Below are 14,858 nucleotides of genomic sequence, written 5' to 3' on the forward strand. Positions count from 1 at the left end.
GTCGGATGGTGGGGCGGAGAGCCCTAAGCACCGTCCGCCGATCCGCGGAGCCCCCTGCTGATCGGCGACAGCCCAGTCGATCTCGAATCCTGAAAATCTCTGACCTGATGAGCCGCCGAGCTCATCGGGCGATAGCGGGTATGTCTGCTGGGCCTGTCGCCGTTCGACGAACAGTTGTCCTGACCGCCGAATGAAAGTGAACCGACACATGGCAGACGATTTCGAAACGAATCCCGACCGGACGGAATCGGACCAATCCACCACGTCCACCCGCCGCCCGCCGCGAGAACGGCTGAAGGCCGACGCGAAGCGCGTCGGTGCTGAAGCGGGACGGGTCAGCCGAGAGACCGGACGAGGCCTCGGCAAGCTCGACTACAGCCGCCCCGACCCTCGCAAGGCCGGTGCCAGCGAGGCGGGCGCCAACTACCCGCACGACACCCACCCCATCCTCGTGCCCGGCATCGCCATCGACGAGCAGCGTCGTCACTACTTCCTCGACAAGATCATCTTCGCGATCGCCGGGTCGCTGACCGTCGCATTCGTCATCTGGGGCATCGCAAGCCCCAGCAGCGTCGCCGGTGTCGCCCAGACGGCCTATGACTGGGCGACTCTGCACGTCGGTTGGCTGTTCAACCTCGTCGCCATCATCGTGCTCGTGTCTCTGCTCATCCTCGCGTTCTCGCCCTACGGCAAGATCCCCTTGGGCAAGGACGGAGAGAAATCCGAGTTCAGCACCTTCTCCTGGGTCGCGATGCTCTTCGCCGCCGGCATCGGCATCGGTGTGCTCTTCTTCGGGCCCTCCGAGCCGCTGACCTACTTCATCGCCCCGCCTCCGCTGACGAACGATCCGGAGACCACCGAAGCGCTTCACGGTGCGATGGCCCAGACCTACTTCCACTGGGGCTTCCACGCCTGGGCGATGTATGCCCTCGTCGGCGGTGCCATCGCCTACGCCGCCTACCGTCGCGGACGCTCCCTGCTGCTGTCCTCGATCTTCGTCACCCTCTTCGGCAAGCGCCAGACCGAGGGCTTCGCCGGCAAGCTCGTCGACATCTTCGCCATCGTCGCCACGCTCTTCGGCACCGCCGCGGCCCTGGGCATCGCGGCCATGCAGATCGGCACCGGAGTCAGCATCGTCTCCGGAGCGGGACCGATGACGAACAATATGCTCGTCATCATCATTCTCGTCCTCACCTGCGGATTCATCATCTCGGCCGTCTCCGGCGTCTCCCGGGGAATCCGCTACCTGTCGTCGATCAACATCGTGCTCACCGTCGGCATCGTCGCTCTGGTCCTGTTCCTCGGACCGACTCTGTTCCTGTTCAACCTGCTGCCGTCGGCGTTCATGGAATACCTCGGCTCGATGTTCGACATGATGGGCCGGTCTCTGTCCTGGGGCGATGAGACTCAGGAATTCCAGTCGCTGTGGACCGTGTACTACTGGGCCTGGTGGATCTCCTGGTCGCCGTTCGTCGGTACCTTCATCGCCCGCATCTCCCGCGGTCGCTCCATCCGTCAGTTCATCCTCGGGACGATCTTCATCCCCTCGACTCTGCTCTTCGTCGCCTACGGCATCATGGGCGGAACCTCGATCTCGATGTACCGTTCCGGAGCCGCGGGCTTCAACGACAGCATGGAAGCCCCCGAGGTGTTCTTCACCCTCATCGACAATCTGCCCTACGTCGAATGGCTGCCGTTCGTCGTCATCGTCGTCCTCGCGATCTTCTTCATCACCTCCGCGGACTCCGCCTCGGTGGTCATGGGCATGCTCACCAGCCGCGGTGATCAGGAGCCGAAGAAGTGGGTCGTCGTGTTCTGGGGTCTGGTCATGTCCGGCATCGCCGTGGTCATGCTCCTCCTCGGCGACGCCAGCGCGCTCGAAGGGCTCCAGCAGCTCGTCATCGTCACGGCCGTGCCGTTTGCGATCGTCATGCTCTTCATCATCGTCGCGTGGTTCAAGGAGCTGCGCACGGACCCGCTGGCTCTGCGCCGGCAGTACGCGCTCAACGCCGTCGACAATGCCGTGGTCGCCGGTGCCGACGCCTATGGCGACGACTTCGCCCTCCAGGTCGTTCCCACCGAACCCGGTGACGGCGCGAACTGCGGCATCGACTCCGAACACGAGGACTACACCGGCTGGTACCAGCGCACGGACGAGAACGGCGATCCGGTCGGCTTCGACTACGAAACCGGGGAATGGGCCGACGGCTGGACCGCCGATACCGAATCCGGTGATCCGGACGGATCCGCGGCAGCCGATGATGACCCCACCGACACCGAGGCTGAGGAACTCGCCGGGTCCGGAGCTGCCTCGGCGACCGATTCCGACTCCACCACCGATCACCGAGAGGACCGCTCATGACCACCCCGAACATCATCGTCATCCAGGCCGATCAGATGGCCGCGCAGGCCTTGGGCGCTTACGGCGATCAGGCCGCGCTGACACCGAACATGGATGCTCTGGCCGCCGATGGGGCGGTTTTCGATCGGGCGTACTGCAATACGCCCCTGTGTGCGCCGTCGCGGGCATCGATGATGACCGGACGGATGCCCTCGGACGTCGACTGCCTCGACAACGGCGATGACTTCGCCGCCTCGGTGCCGACCTTCGCCCACCGGCTGCGCAAGCTCGGCTATCACACGGCGCTCATCGGGCGCATGCATTTCATCGGGCCTGATCAGCACCACGGGTTCGAGCAGCGCCTGACCACCGATGTCTACCCGGCCGATCTCGACATGGTTCCGGACTGGCAGCGGCCGTTGGAGGAGAAGCTCCAGTGGTACCACGAAGCCGAACCCGTGTTCACCGCCGGAGCGGCGAGTGCGAACGTCCAGCAGGACTTCGACGATGAGGTGATCTTCAAGACCCTGCGGCACCTCAACGACCGCAAACGCGCGAATCAGGCGGCCGGATCCGACCAGCCGTTCCTCATGGTCACCTCGTTCATCCACCCGCACGATCCGTACGAACCGCCGAAGGCCAACTGGGACCGCTTCGCCGAGGTGGACATCCCGGACCCCGCCCACCCCGAGGTTCCCGATGCGGCCGAGGACCCGCACAGCCACCGGCTGCGCACGATGTGCGGTTTCGACCAGCGCGAGCCCGGCATCGAGGACGTGCGGCGAGCCCGCCGAGCCTACTATGCGGCGGTGAACTACATCGACGACCATGTCGGGGCGATCAGGAAGCGGCTCGAAGAGCTCGACCTGGCGAAGAACACGGTCATCATCGTCACCAGCGACCACGGTGACATGCTGGGGGAGAAGGGACTGTGGTTCAAGATGTCGCCCTACGAGCAGTCCTCCCGGGTGCCGATCATCATCAACGGCCCCGCCGAGGTGGTCACTCCCGGCCGCTACGCCAACCCCGTCAGCCTCGTCGACCTCGCGCCCACTCTGCTCGAGATCGCCCGCACCGGCAGCGATGCGGCCTCTGCGGACGGTGGGGCTGACGCGCCGGCCGGGGCCGCCTCGGCGATCGATGAAGGGCTGGTGGGTACGTCCCTGCTGGAGTCGGCTCGGCGGGAGGCCACGGGAGAACTCGGACCCGAGGACCGGGATGTCGTCGTCGAATACTTCGCCGAAGGCACCTACCGCCCGCAGGTCACGCTTGTGCGCGGAGACTGCAAGCTCACGCTCTGCCCGGGCGATCCGGCTCTGCTCTTCGACCTCGCCGCCGACCCGGATGAGCTGGTCAACCGGGCCGAGGACCCCGCCTATGCGCAGACGCTGCAGGCGATGCGGGAGGAGCTCGAGTCCCGCTACGACCTCGACCACCTCGAGGAGCACGTGCTCGGGAGCCAGTCGAGCCGGCAGCTCGTTGCCGATGCGCTCAAGGTCGGAACGGTGAGGCACTGGGACTTCGACCCGGAACCCAACCACGGCTACGTCCGCGGCGATTTCTGGTCGGCGTTCCGATTCGGAAAGATCCCCGCCGTCGAAAGCTGAGCGACGACAGGCATTGTCACCGGCCGGTGGGCGCATCGCCCACCGGCCGGTGACAATTCATCTTCACTTGGGCGAGTTGTGCCTCACACTCTCAGGATCGAGTGGCATCATCTCAAGCAGGAGGGACGTCATGACGAAGTTCGAGTGGACATCTGAAGTTCCGCTGTCGGCGGAGACGACCTATCTCTGGCACGCCCAGCCGGGAGCGCTGACCCGGCTGTCGCCGCACTGGGCGCAGGAGATCGTCGAGGAGAGCTACCCTCCGATCTCGCCGGGCTCCGTCGCACAGGTGCGAACGAGCGTTCCGGGCAGCTACGGCCTGGTCCGCCGTCCCTTCAGCTCGGTGCACTCGGAGGGGCCGTCGAGGTTCTCCTTCGTCGACGAGCTCAAGAAGGGCCCGCTGAGCCAGTGGAAGCACACCCATGAGTTCACCTCGGTCGCCGGAGGGACGAAGATCGACGATCAGGTCGAGTTCTCCATGGCACCGCAGGGGTTCGACGCCATCGATCGCACTCTCATCCGCAACCTCGAGGCGACATTCGCGGCCCGGCACCGACGCATGCTCATGGACATCTCATTCATGGAGAGCACGAACGCACCCCTGCTGACGCGGAAGAAGGGCAAGCGGATCCTCATCGCCGGCAGCAGCGGGATGATCGGCCGCCAGGTGGCCGCACTGTTCTCCACGGCCGGTCACTTCGTGCGTCTCCTCGTACGGCGGACACCGACGCTGCCCTACGAAGTGCATTGGAATCCGGACCTCGGCATCATCAACCCCCGCGACCTGGCGTGGGCGGATGCGGTCGTCCACCTCGGCGGGAAATCCATCGCCACCCGCTTCACGAAGAGCGCGAAGCAGGAGATCCGGTCCTCACGGATCGATTCGACGCGGCTGCTGGTCGAAACCATGCTCAGCCTGCCCGAGGCCAAGCGTCCGGAGGTCTTCGTCTGCGCCTCGGCGGTCGGATACTACGGATCGGACTCCGACGAACCCGTGGACGAATCGGCTCCGGCCGGCCAGGGATTCCTCGCCGAGGTGTGCCAGGAGTGGGAGTCCGAGGCCGCACGCGTCGAGGAAGCCGGCGTGAGATGGGTGTCGATCCGCACCGGGGTCGTGCTGTCCACCCTCGGCGGGCTGCTGAAGATCCAGGCCCCGCTGTATCTCGCCGGTGCGGGCGGAAAACTGGGCAGCGGCGAACAGGCCCTGGCGTGGATCTCGCTCGATGATGTGGCCCGAGCCTACGTCCACGCTGTTCTCTACGACTATGTGCGGGGGCCGGTCAATGCTGTGGCACCGGACCTCGTCACTCAGGCGGAGTTCGCGGAGGCACTCGCCGCTCATCTCCACCGCCCGGCCCGTGTGCCCACCCCGGGCTTCGTCACCGAGCTGGTCCTCGGTCGCGATGGGGCCAAGGAACTCGCGCTGGCCGATCAGAAGGTGGTGCCCGAACGTCTGCAGGAGACCGGATACCAGTTCGCGCAGCCGACGCTGGCCGACTGCCTCGAGGAGGAGCTCGGAACCGGAGCCTGAGCCGCCGAGAGTCTCAGTCCGACTCGGGCGTCCACTGAGAGGGATGCAGGCTGCGGTAGTTGCGCACGACGGCGGCGATGAGCGCAGCCGCGAGAGAGACGAAGACGAACTGCTGCAGATGAGCGGGCACCGGCAGACCTGCCGCTGCCCAGAGATCCATCCACAGCAGTGCCGTGAAGAAGCCGCTGCACAGGCCGGAGAGGATCCGCAGGAACTCGAGCATCCTGGCATAGACATAGTCCGTGCGTCCTTCGGCGATCCAGAACGACTTGAAGAAGACGAAGGGCATCTGCACAAGAGACAGAGGCAGGGACTCCCATAGCGGCCGGATCATGAAGCCGACCGAGATGAGCAGGGAGACGGGAATGACCGCGGTGAGCACCAGGGCCTTCGACGACCAGGATCCGATGGTTCCGTTCGAGCCGATATGACCGGGGACGGTATTCGGTGCGAAGACGAAGATCGTGGCGAGGAGGACGCAGAGCATCACGGCTGCGAATCCGAACGCTCTGGGGTCGGACTCCGATCGATGATGTGGCGGTGTCATTGTTCGAGCCTATCGAGTCGCGTCGGTGCTGCCCCGGTGGCGTTGCCTGGGTGTGGCCGTTGGGGTCGCCTCGGCGGGTGCCGAATGAGCCGCGGGTGAATGCGGCGATCCCCTCCGCCGTTCGAAAAGGATCGGCGGAGGGGACCGGACGCACGCGGATCAGAAGCGCTGCGAAGCGATCTGCGCGCCTTCGGTCAGGGACTGCAGCTTCGCAACCGCGATCTCCGGGTGGATGCGTCCACCGAGACCGCAGTCGGTCGAGGCCACGACGTTCTCCGGCCCGACGAGCTTGGCGAAGCGGCCGATGCGCTCGGCGACGAGCTCGGGGTGCTCGACGACGTTCGTCGCATGGGAGACGATGCCGGGGATGATGTACTTGCCCTCGGGCAGCTTCGTCTCCTCCCAGATCTTCCACTCGTGCTCGTGGCGGACGTTGGCCGCCTCGAAGGTGATGCCGGCGGCGTTGATCGACAGCACCTGATCGACGATCTCGGCGAACGGCAGGTCCGTGACATGCGGTCCGTGCCAGGAGCCCCAGCAGGTGTGGATGCGGACCTGGGCCGGATCGATGCCGCGCAGGGCGTGGTTGAGGGCGTCGATGCGGACCTGGATGAACGCCCGGTAGTCGTGGAAGGACGGTTCGGGGTTGATCTGGTCGAAGTTCTCCGCCAGTGAGGGGTCGTCGATCTGGACGGTCAGGCCCGCCTCGGTGATGGCGAGGTACTCCTCGCGCAGAACATCGGCCCAGGCCCAGATGAATTCCTCATCGGTCTTGTAGTACTCGTTGGCCACGCGTGAGGCCGAGCCGGGGGAGAGCGCGTTGATGTAGCCGTCGCGCTCGTCGTAGCCTACGGCGGCGAGGCCGGCCTTGAGATTCGCGATGTCCTGAGCGACGGCCTTCTGGCCGATGTAGCTGATGGGTCCCGTCGCCTTGGGGAACTGCGGCTGTGCTCCGGTGTCGGTGCCGGCGTTGGCGTCCGCGTAGACGTTCGGGAAGAGGTTGCGATCGCGCCGATCGGAGAAGCTCGTGAGCACGATGTTGCCGGGAGTCGAACGGTTGGCCGGCTCTTCGAAGATGTTGCGGTCGTGGAGTTCGAGTCCGCCGGTGCGGGCGAAGGAATAGTGCCACCAGGCGCCGTAGTCGAGGTCGGAGGCCATTGCGTGACCGTATTCGCCGTCATTGGGCAGGGTGATGCCCAGATCCTTCTGGCGCTTGACGAGATCAACGACGCTGGCGGCGAGGAGTTCGTCGAACTCCTGGGCCTCGGTGTCGGAGACCGTCTCGCCGCCGAGGCGGGCTGCGGTCTGAGCGTGCTTGACCTTGTTGGCCTCGATGAGCTCAGGGGTGCGGGGTAAGGATCCGGCGTGCGAAGTGCGGATCGTGGCCATGGGTGACTCTCCTCAGGTTGTGCGGTGGCATATCAGCCGTATCGTTCCGTTTCAGACAATCACATCAGTGGTGACGCATGCATGGGCGCCGTCATGTTGGGTCACGTGCCGGTCGCCGCCACTTCCATCTTGGTACGGTCGAATAGCAAAGACTGATGGTCCTCCACGTTTGGAATCGGTGAGAAAGGGCAGCCGAGCAGAAGGAGAGGGGCGCTGTGGTCGGCTACATCCTCGGCGGCGAGGTCCTGTTCTGGGTCCTGCTGCTCGCCGGAGTCTCGTCACGGTACCTGCTCGGCTGGAGGGTGACCTCGGCCGGGCTGCTCCTCGCCACGCCTGTCGTCGACCTCGCGATCATCGCGCTGACCTATGTCGATCTGGCCGGCGGTGCACGCTCGGACTTCAGTCATGGACTGGCTGCGTTCTACGTCGGGTTCTCGATCGTCTTCGGCCCCGAGATCATCGCTCGCTTCGACAGGCGGTTCGCACGCAGGCACACAGGTCTGTCCGAGGAGCAGCTGCCTCCAGTGCCGATACGCATGGATCTGGCCTATCTGTGTCGCTGTCTCATCGCGTCGGGCATCACTGTGGTCCTCTTGGCGATCGGCATAGCCCTCGCCGGTTGGGCCGACTCCTTCTGGCTGATCTACTGGATCGTCGTGGCCGTTTCGACTGCAGTGATGTGGGCGCTCGTCGGCCCGATCCGCAAGCGCTGGGGTCGAGGTCGGAAGCAGGACTCGCCTGATCACCCGACACAGGACTCACCTGATCGTCCGACCCCGAGAGAGGAATAGCGTCACCGGCCGTTTACGAGCCGACGGCCTCGTCGGATCACGAGCATCCGCGACGGAGCGCAGGCTCGTGCCACGGTCCCTGGCGCCCGCCGACCTCGCGCCACCCGCGCCCGCCAAACGCCGAGAGGACCACTTCGCTTCGAGCGGACCAGTTGCAACTGGCACTCTCGAAGCGAAGTGGTCCTCTCGATGAGCGACAGGGCCGTGGTGGCCCGACTCCGTGGATTAAACGGCGCTTGTCGCGACTACACGGCGCTTCTCAGACCGCGGTTTCGGTCACCGCCGCGACGCTTCCGCCGAAGCGATTGCGCAGAGTGCCTTCGTACACGCGACCGAGCTCGTCGAGGCCGATCGAGAAGTGGTCGACGATGTCGAGGCTCGGCTCCGGGTCGCCGGCATCGGTCATGCCGATGCGCACGAACGGGAACCGGCGGGCGGTGCACATGTCCTTGAACCGGACCTCCTCCGAGCGCGGGACGGCGACGATCGCACGTGCCGAGGACTCGGAGAACAGTGCGGTGAACACGTCGACGCCGTCACGTTCGCAGACTTCGTCGAGCCAGATCCGGGCACCCGTGCCGCAGCGCAGGCTGGACTCGACGAGCGCCTGCGACAGGCCACCCTGCGACAGATCGTGCGCGGCATCGATCATGCCGTCGCGCGAGCAGTTGATGAGGATCTCGCTGAGCTCCTTCTCCGCCTCCGGCTTGTACTGCGGAGGGACTCCGCCGAGGTGGCCGGCCGTGACGTCGGCCCACGCCGATCCGTCGAGCTCATCCTCGGTGGTGCCGAGCAGGTAGATGGTCTGGCCCGGTTCCTTCCACCCGCTGGGGGTGGCGCGGGTGACGTCGTCGAAGACGCCGAGCACACCGACGACCGGGGTCGGGTGGATGGCCACACCGCCGGTCTGGTTGTAGAGGGAGACATTTCCTCCGGTGACGGGGATGCTCATGTCCTGGCAGGCATCGGCCAGTGCCTCGACGGACTGCGCGAACTGCCACATGATCTCCGGGTCCTCCGGGGATCCGAAATTCAGGCAGTCGGTGACCGCACGGGGGATGGCACCGGAAGTCGAGACGTTGCGGTAGGCCTCGGCCAGGGCCAGCTGGGCACCGCGCGCCGGGTCGAGGAAGCTGTAGCGACCGTTGGCGTCGGTGGCGATGGCCACACCGAGTCCGGTCTCCTCATCGACGCGGACGACACCGGCATCATCCGGGTAGGCCAGCGCAGTATTGCCCTGGACGTACTTGTCGTACTGCGATGTGATCCATGACTTCGAAGCGAGGTTCGGCGAACCCGCGAGCTCGAGCACGGTCGAGCGCAGCTCCTCGTCGGTCTCCGGCTTCTTCAGCCCGGCGTTGTCGACGGTGTTCGCAGCCACCTCGGCGGTCCATGACGGCTGAGTGAACGGACGGTTGTAGACGGGGCCGTCGTGGGCGACCGAGCGCGGAGGCACATCGACGATGACGTCGCCGTGCCATTCGATGACGAGACGGTCGGAGGCGGTGACCTCGCCGAGCACGGAGGTCTCGACCTCCAACTTGCCGACGATGGCGAGGAACTCCTCGAGGCGGTCGGGACGGACGACGGCCATCATCCGCTCCTGCGACTCCGACATGAGGATCTCCTCAGGTGTGAGGGTCTCATCGCGCAGCAGCACATCGTCGAGCGCGATGTGCATTCCGCCGTCACCGTTGGACGCCAGCTCCGAGGTGGCGCAGGAGATGCCGGCAGCGCCGAGGTCCTGAATGCCTTCGACGACGCCGGCGCGGAAGAGTTCGAGGCAGCATTCGATGAGCACCTTCTCCGCGAAGGGGTCACCGACCTGCACGGCCGGGCGCTTCGAGGGCTTCGTGTCGTCGAAGGACTCCGAAGCGAGGATCGAGGCACCGCCGATGCCGTCGCCACCGGTGCGCGCACCGAAGAGCACGACCTTGTTGCCGAGTCCCGACGCATTGGCCAGGCGGATGTCCTCATGCCGCATGACACCCACGGCCAGAGCGTTGACCAACGGGTTCGCCTGGTAGACGGAGTCGAAGACGGTTTCTCCGCCGATGTTCGGCAGCCCGAGGGAGTTGCCGTAGTTGCTGATGCCGGCGACCACACCGTGGACGACGCGGGCGGTGTCGGGGTGATCGATGGCACCGAAGCGCAGCTGATCCATCACGGCGACCGGGCGGGCACCCATGGAGATGATGTCGCGGACGATGCCGCCGACACCTGTGGCCGCGCCCTGGTGGGGCTCGACATAGCTGGGGTGGTTGTGGGATTCGACCTTGAAGGTCACGGCCCAGCCGTCGCCGATGTCGACGACCCCGGCGTTCTCGCCGATGCCCACGAGCAGGTGCTTCTTCATGTCCTCGGTGACCTTGTCACCGAACTTCGACAAGTGGACCTTCGAGGACTTGTACGAGCAGTGCTCGGACCACATCACCGAGTACATGGCCAGCTCCGCCGAGGTGGGGCGACGTCCGAGGATCGTCTTGATCTGCTCGTATTCGTCGGCCGTGAGACCGAGATCGGCGAAAGGCTGTTCGACGTCGGGATTCGCCGCAGCGAACTCGACCGTCTCCTTGACCTTCTTCGAAGCATTCTGCGGGGAATCGACCTGCGTGGAATCCGCAGAGCTGAGGTTTGACGTCATGTCCTCTTCGGGGCCCTTTCATACGACACGGCACTCACGGCCAATCTTAGCCGTGTCCCGACCAGGGCCGTGAAGCGAGTCCACGTTGGGTCGCCTCGGCGAGGTCGCAGTGATGACTCCGGCGGCCCGCCGCGGCGACGCGGAGGGGATCGTTCCGGTGATCCCACCTCGGCGAGGACGGTGGCCTGCGCCGCCTTAGAATGGGAGTCATGGCAACTCCCAAGATCGTCCTGTTCTATGTCTTCACTCCGCTGGCCGACCCCGAAGCGGTCAAGCTGTGGCAGCACACCCTTGCCGAGAGTCTCGGCCTCAAGGGGCGGGTGATCGTGTCGAAGGACGGCATCAACTCCACAATCGGCGGGGACATCTTCGACGTCAAGCAGTACGTGCGGGCGACGAAGTCCTATGCCCCGTTCAAGAAGGCCGACATCAAGTGGTCCAACGGTGAGGGCGATGACTTCCCGCGTCTGAGTGTGAAGGTCCGGGACGAACTTGTCACCTTCGGCACCGCTGACGAAATCACTGTCACCGAGGATGGTGTCCGAGGCGGCGGGCAGCATCTCAAACCCGGTGCCCTGCACAAGCTGCTCGACGAACGCGGCGACGATGTCGTCTTCTTCGACGGCCGCAATGCGATGGAAGCGCAGATCGGGAAGTTCCGCGACGCCGTCGTCCCCGACACGGACACCACCCGCGACTTCATCGCCGAGATCGAATCCGGTAAGTACGACGATCTCAAGGACAAACCGGTCGTCACCTACTGCACCGGCGGAATCCGCTGCGAAGTCCTGTCGGTGCTGATGAAGAACCGCGGTTTCGAAGAGGTCTACCAGCTCGACGGCGGCATCGTCCGCTACGGCGAGACCTTCGGCAGCTCCGGTTACTGGGACGGTTCGCTCTACGTCTTCGACAAGCGCATGCACGTCGAGTTCGGTGACAACGTCGAATCGATCGGGCACTGCGTGCACTGCGAAGCGAACACTCCGGTGTTCGTCAACTGTGCGAATCTCGATTGCCGCAAGCAGTATCTGCGGTGCGAGGAATGCACGGACAAGGGACTGCAGCCCTACTGCACCGAGTGCGCGGACGCAGGAATCGGCGCGGACGCGGTCGCCGGCTGAGGTGGGCGGTGCCCGGAACCGACCTCAGACTCTGTCTGCACTCTCCGTCGGCAGAGGCTTCATCCCGACGGCGACGTCGATCCCGACGACGGCTTCGCAACCGTTGATCGCCGAACCACAAGCGATGGGGTGATGAGGTTCTCCCGGCGGGGGGCCTCTGGGTCGGCGAGGATGTCGAAGACCGCTTGGGCCGACAGTCGCCCGATCAGCTGGTTCTGCGGATCGACAGAGGTCAGGGAGATCCGTTCGAGGCCGGACAGAGAGATGTTGTCGAATCCGACGATCGCGAGCTGATCGGGTACGCGCACTCCTGCCTCGTCGGCGGCGGCCAGGACCCCGATGGCGGAGATGTCGTTGACCGAGACGATGGCGGTCGGCGGCGTGCTCGATCGCAGAAGCTGCTGAGCGGCCGTATACCCGTCGTGCTCAGAGAACCCGGCCGACTGGACTCTCGGCACCAAGCCGCGGGAGCGCATGGCTTCGATGTAGGCGGTCTCCCTCGATTTCGCGACCGCGCTGCCCTGCCCGCCGGTGAAGGCGATCTGTGCATGGCCGAGTCCCTGGAGGTGATCGAGCACCAGAGCGATTCCGCTGACGTCGTCCATGCGCACCGAGGAATAGCCGGAGCCCGGACTCGGAGCAGCACTGGCGTAGACGGTGGGGATGCCCGAGGACAGTGCTTCGTGCTCGATGACCGTTCCGACGACGATCAGCGCCTTCGGCCGCAGGTCCTGCAGCATTGCGATGACCCGGGAGTCGATGCGGCCGTAGGGCTCGGTCGGACTCCGATCGTTCGCGATCGTTGCACTGGTGATCAGGCCGTATTCGCCACGCGCATCGAGTTCGGACCGGACGGCATCGGCGATCTCGGCGAAGATCGGGTTGTGGAGATTGACGACGAGAATGCCGACGAACGGCGATCCGTCTGCGGCGAGTGAGCGGGCCAGGAAGTTCGGCTGATAACCCAGGGATTGAGCCGAGCGCAGAATCAGCTCGCGGCGGCGTTCGCTGACGCGCTGCGGTTCTTTGAAGGCAAGGGAGACCAGTGACTTCGACACCCCGGCAGCCGCAGCAACATCGCGAATCGTCGGCCGCGACCGCGCGGTCCTCGACCCGTCACTGTTGGAATTCGGCATATGCTCATCATCACACATGGGCAGGGGAGTCGAGCGGGGTCGGGTCCGTCCGGGCCGTGGAACACGAAATCTCAACCTGAGTTTCCAGAGAGTGCTTGACAATGTCGGCGGCGTCACATTAAGTTCGCATTGATCTCATTTTGAACCGGTCCAAATATTTGGACGAAAAACGATGAACTTCAAATTGGACCGGTTCAAAATGAGGCTTGAAGATTGTCGAAAGAGTTTGGAGTACGCAATGACGCGCAGCGAATTGCTGATCGGTGGAACCTGGCGAGCTTCTCGTGAGGGAAGCGGTCAGCTGAAAGACGTGGTGTCGCCGTTTGACGGACGCACCGTCGGACAGGTTTCGATCGCGGGTGCTGCGGACGTCGAAGCCGCCCTCGAATCCGCTTCTCGCGGTGCCGAGGTCTGGCGCAGGACTCCGGCCCACGAACGCAGCGAGATCCTGCTCAAGGCCGCGGCTCTGGCCGACGAGCGCACCGAACAGATCGCCCAGGTGCTCTCGGCCGAGAACGGCAAGACTCTGCGCGAAGCCCGCGCAGAAGCCGGCCGCTCCGGTTCGATCATCCGCCTGGCGGCGTTCGAAGGCACACAGCTGTACGGCCAGACGCTTCCCCTCGACGCAAACCCGGGCACCGGCCTCGACAAGGTCGGCTTCACGCTGCCCCAGCCGGTCGGCGTGGTCGTGGCGATCACTCCCTTCAACTACCCGGCGCTGCTGGTCAACCACAAGATCGCCCCGGCGCTGGCCGCAGGCAACTCGGTGATCCTCAAGCCTGCAAGCACCACTCCGCTGACGGCGCTGGCGCTGGCCGAATGCTTCATCGATGCCGGACTGCCCGAGGGCGTCCTCTCCGTGCTCACCGGATCCGGTGGGGACATCGGCGATCGCCTTGCCGCAGACAAGCGCGTCCGGAAGATCTCGTTCACCGGGTCCACAGGGGTCGGCGAGCACCTGGCCTCCATCGCCGGTGTGAAGAAGCTGTCCCTGGAACTGGGGTCGTCTGCCCCCGTCGTCGTCCTTCCCGACGCCGATATCGAGCTCGCGGCGAGTGCTGTTGCCGCCGGCGGGTACACGAACGCCGGTCAGGTCTGCATCTCGGTGCAGCGAGTCATCGTCCACGAAGACATTCAGGGTGACTTCCTCGATGCGCTGAGCGCCAAGGTCCGGGAACACCGGATCGGCAACCCCGACGATGACGCGACGACGGTCGGAACCCTCATCACCGAGTCCGAGGCCAAACGTGTCGAAGGGGCCATCCGCGAAGCCGTCGGCGCCGGAGCACGCCTCGAACTCGGAGGCGACCGCGACGGCGCGATGATCGAGCCCGCAATCCTCAGCGGCGTCGATCCCCAAGCCTCGATCGCGCAGGACGAGATCTTCGGCCCCGCAGTGGCCGTCTCCACCGCCCCCGACGTCAAGACCGCCATCGAACTGGCGAACTCGACCGACTACGGACTCGCCGCCGGGATCTTCACGAACAACGTCGACGCAGGCGTCCAGTACATGCGTGAGGTCGATGCCGGAAACATCCACATCAACTGGACTCCGCTGTGGAGGGCCGACCTCATGCCGTACGGGGGTCTCAAGGCAAGCGGAATCGGCAAGGAAGGTCTGCGGGCCGCCGTCGAAGAGATGACCGAGTCGAAGACCGTCGTCATCCACGGCCGCCCCTGGGCCTGACTCTTCGGGACAGAAGAGCGCACAGACAGCGTTCGGTGCGGAACACACACCGACACACCAACCT

At 65.2% G+C, this 14,858-nt stretch carries 10 protein-coding genes; 6 read left to right on the forward strand and 4 right to left on the reverse strand.

Features of this window, described 5'->3' with window-relative positions:
* Window positions 1-208: 208 nt before the first annotated feature.
* The 3 genes from ACPUD7_RS10365 to ACPUD7_RS10375 all read left to right on the forward strand — a co-directional run bounded on the left by ACPUD7_RS10365 (window position 209) and on the right by ACPUD7_RS10375 (window position 5,479).
* The gene (locus ACPUD7_RS10365) at window positions 209-2,362 is read left to right on the forward strand and encodes a BCCT family transporter (protein WP_205683403.1); all 2,154 of its coding nucleotides are present in this window, start codon (window positions 209-211) and stop codon (window positions 2,360-2,362) included.
* Complete coding sequence (gene betC, locus ACPUD7_RS10370; protein WP_135542485.1) at window positions 2,359-3,948, forward strand: choline-sulfatase; 1,590 nt, start codon at window positions 2,359-2,361, stop codon at window positions 3,946-3,948. Before ACPUD7_RS10365 ends, betC begins: the two co-directional genes overlap by 4 nt.
* 130 nt (window positions 3,949-4,078) lie before the next feature.
* A complete protein-coding gene (locus ACPUD7_RS10375; RefSeq protein WP_135542486.1) occupies window positions 4,079-5,479 on the forward strand; it encodes a TIGR01777 family oxidoreductase in 1,401 nt (466 codons plus the stop codon).
* 13 nt (window positions 5,480-5,492) lie between these two features.
* Here the strand turns inward: ACPUD7_RS10375 and ACPUD7_RS10380 are convergent, their stop codons facing one another.
* Window positions 5,493-6,026, reverse strand: coding sequence for a hypothetical protein (locus ACPUD7_RS10380; RefSeq protein WP_135542487.1), 534 nt, complete (start codon window positions 6,024-6,026; stop codon window positions 5,493-5,495).
* Between the two features lie 159 nt (window positions 6,027-6,185).
* Window positions 6,186-7,415 (reverse strand): cobalamin-independent methionine synthase II family protein, encoded by a 1,230-nt coding sequence (locus tag ACPUD7_RS10385; protein ID WP_135542488.1) that lies wholly within the window; start codon window positions 7,413-7,415, stop codon window positions 6,186-6,188.
* A gap of 215 nt (window positions 7,416-7,630) precedes the next feature.
* On the opposite strand from ACPUD7_RS10385, the gene ACPUD7_RS10390 reads away from it, so the two are divergent.
* Window positions 7,631-8,206, forward strand: a complete 576-nt coding sequence (locus ACPUD7_RS10390; RefSeq protein WP_425119837.1) for a hypothetical protein — start codon at window positions 7,631-7,633, stop codon at window positions 8,204-8,206.
* Window positions 8,207-8,465: 259 nt separating this feature from the next.
* Here the strand turns inward: ACPUD7_RS10390 and purL are convergent, their stop codons facing one another.
* Complete coding sequence (gene purL, locus ACPUD7_RS10395; protein WP_425119838.1) at window positions 8,466-10,850, reverse strand: phosphoribosylformylglycinamidine synthase subunit PurL; 2,385 nt, start codon at window positions 10,848-10,850, stop codon at window positions 8,466-8,468.
* A gap of 209 nt (window positions 10,851-11,059) precedes the next feature.
* Between purL and ACPUD7_RS10400 the strand changes: the two genes are divergently transcribed.
* On the forward strand, window positions 11,060-11,971 hold the full coding sequence (locus ACPUD7_RS10400) for a rhodanese-related sulfurtransferase (protein WP_425119839.1): 912 nt from the start codon (window positions 11,060-11,062) through the stop codon (window positions 11,969-11,971).
* Window positions 11,972-12,030: 59 nt separating this feature from the next.
* On the opposite strand, the gene ACPUD7_RS10405 is transcribed toward ACPUD7_RS10400, so the two are convergent.
* Window positions 12,031-13,107 carry a LacI family DNA-binding transcriptional regulator gene (locus ACPUD7_RS10405; protein ID WP_425119840.1) on the reverse strand — a complete coding sequence of 359 codons (1,077 nt, stop codon included), beginning with the start codon at window positions 13,105-13,107 and terminating at the stop codon, window positions 12,031-12,033.
* 238 nt (window positions 13,108-13,345) lie between these two features.
* Here ACPUD7_RS10405 and ACPUD7_RS10410 point away from each other — a divergent pair, with 238 nt between their 5' ends.
* Window positions 13,346-14,794 (forward strand): aldehyde dehydrogenase family protein, encoded by a 1,449-nt coding sequence (locus tag ACPUD7_RS10410; RefSeq protein ID WP_425119841.1) that lies wholly within the window; start codon window positions 13,346-13,348, stop codon window positions 14,792-14,794.
* The last annotated feature ends 64 nt before the right edge of the window (window positions 14,795-14,858 follow it).

Source organism: Brevibacterium sp. FAM 24630 (genome assembly GCF_049804075.1).
Lineage (GTDB): Bacteria > Actinomycetota > Actinomycetes > Actinomycetales > Brevibacteriaceae > Brevibacterium.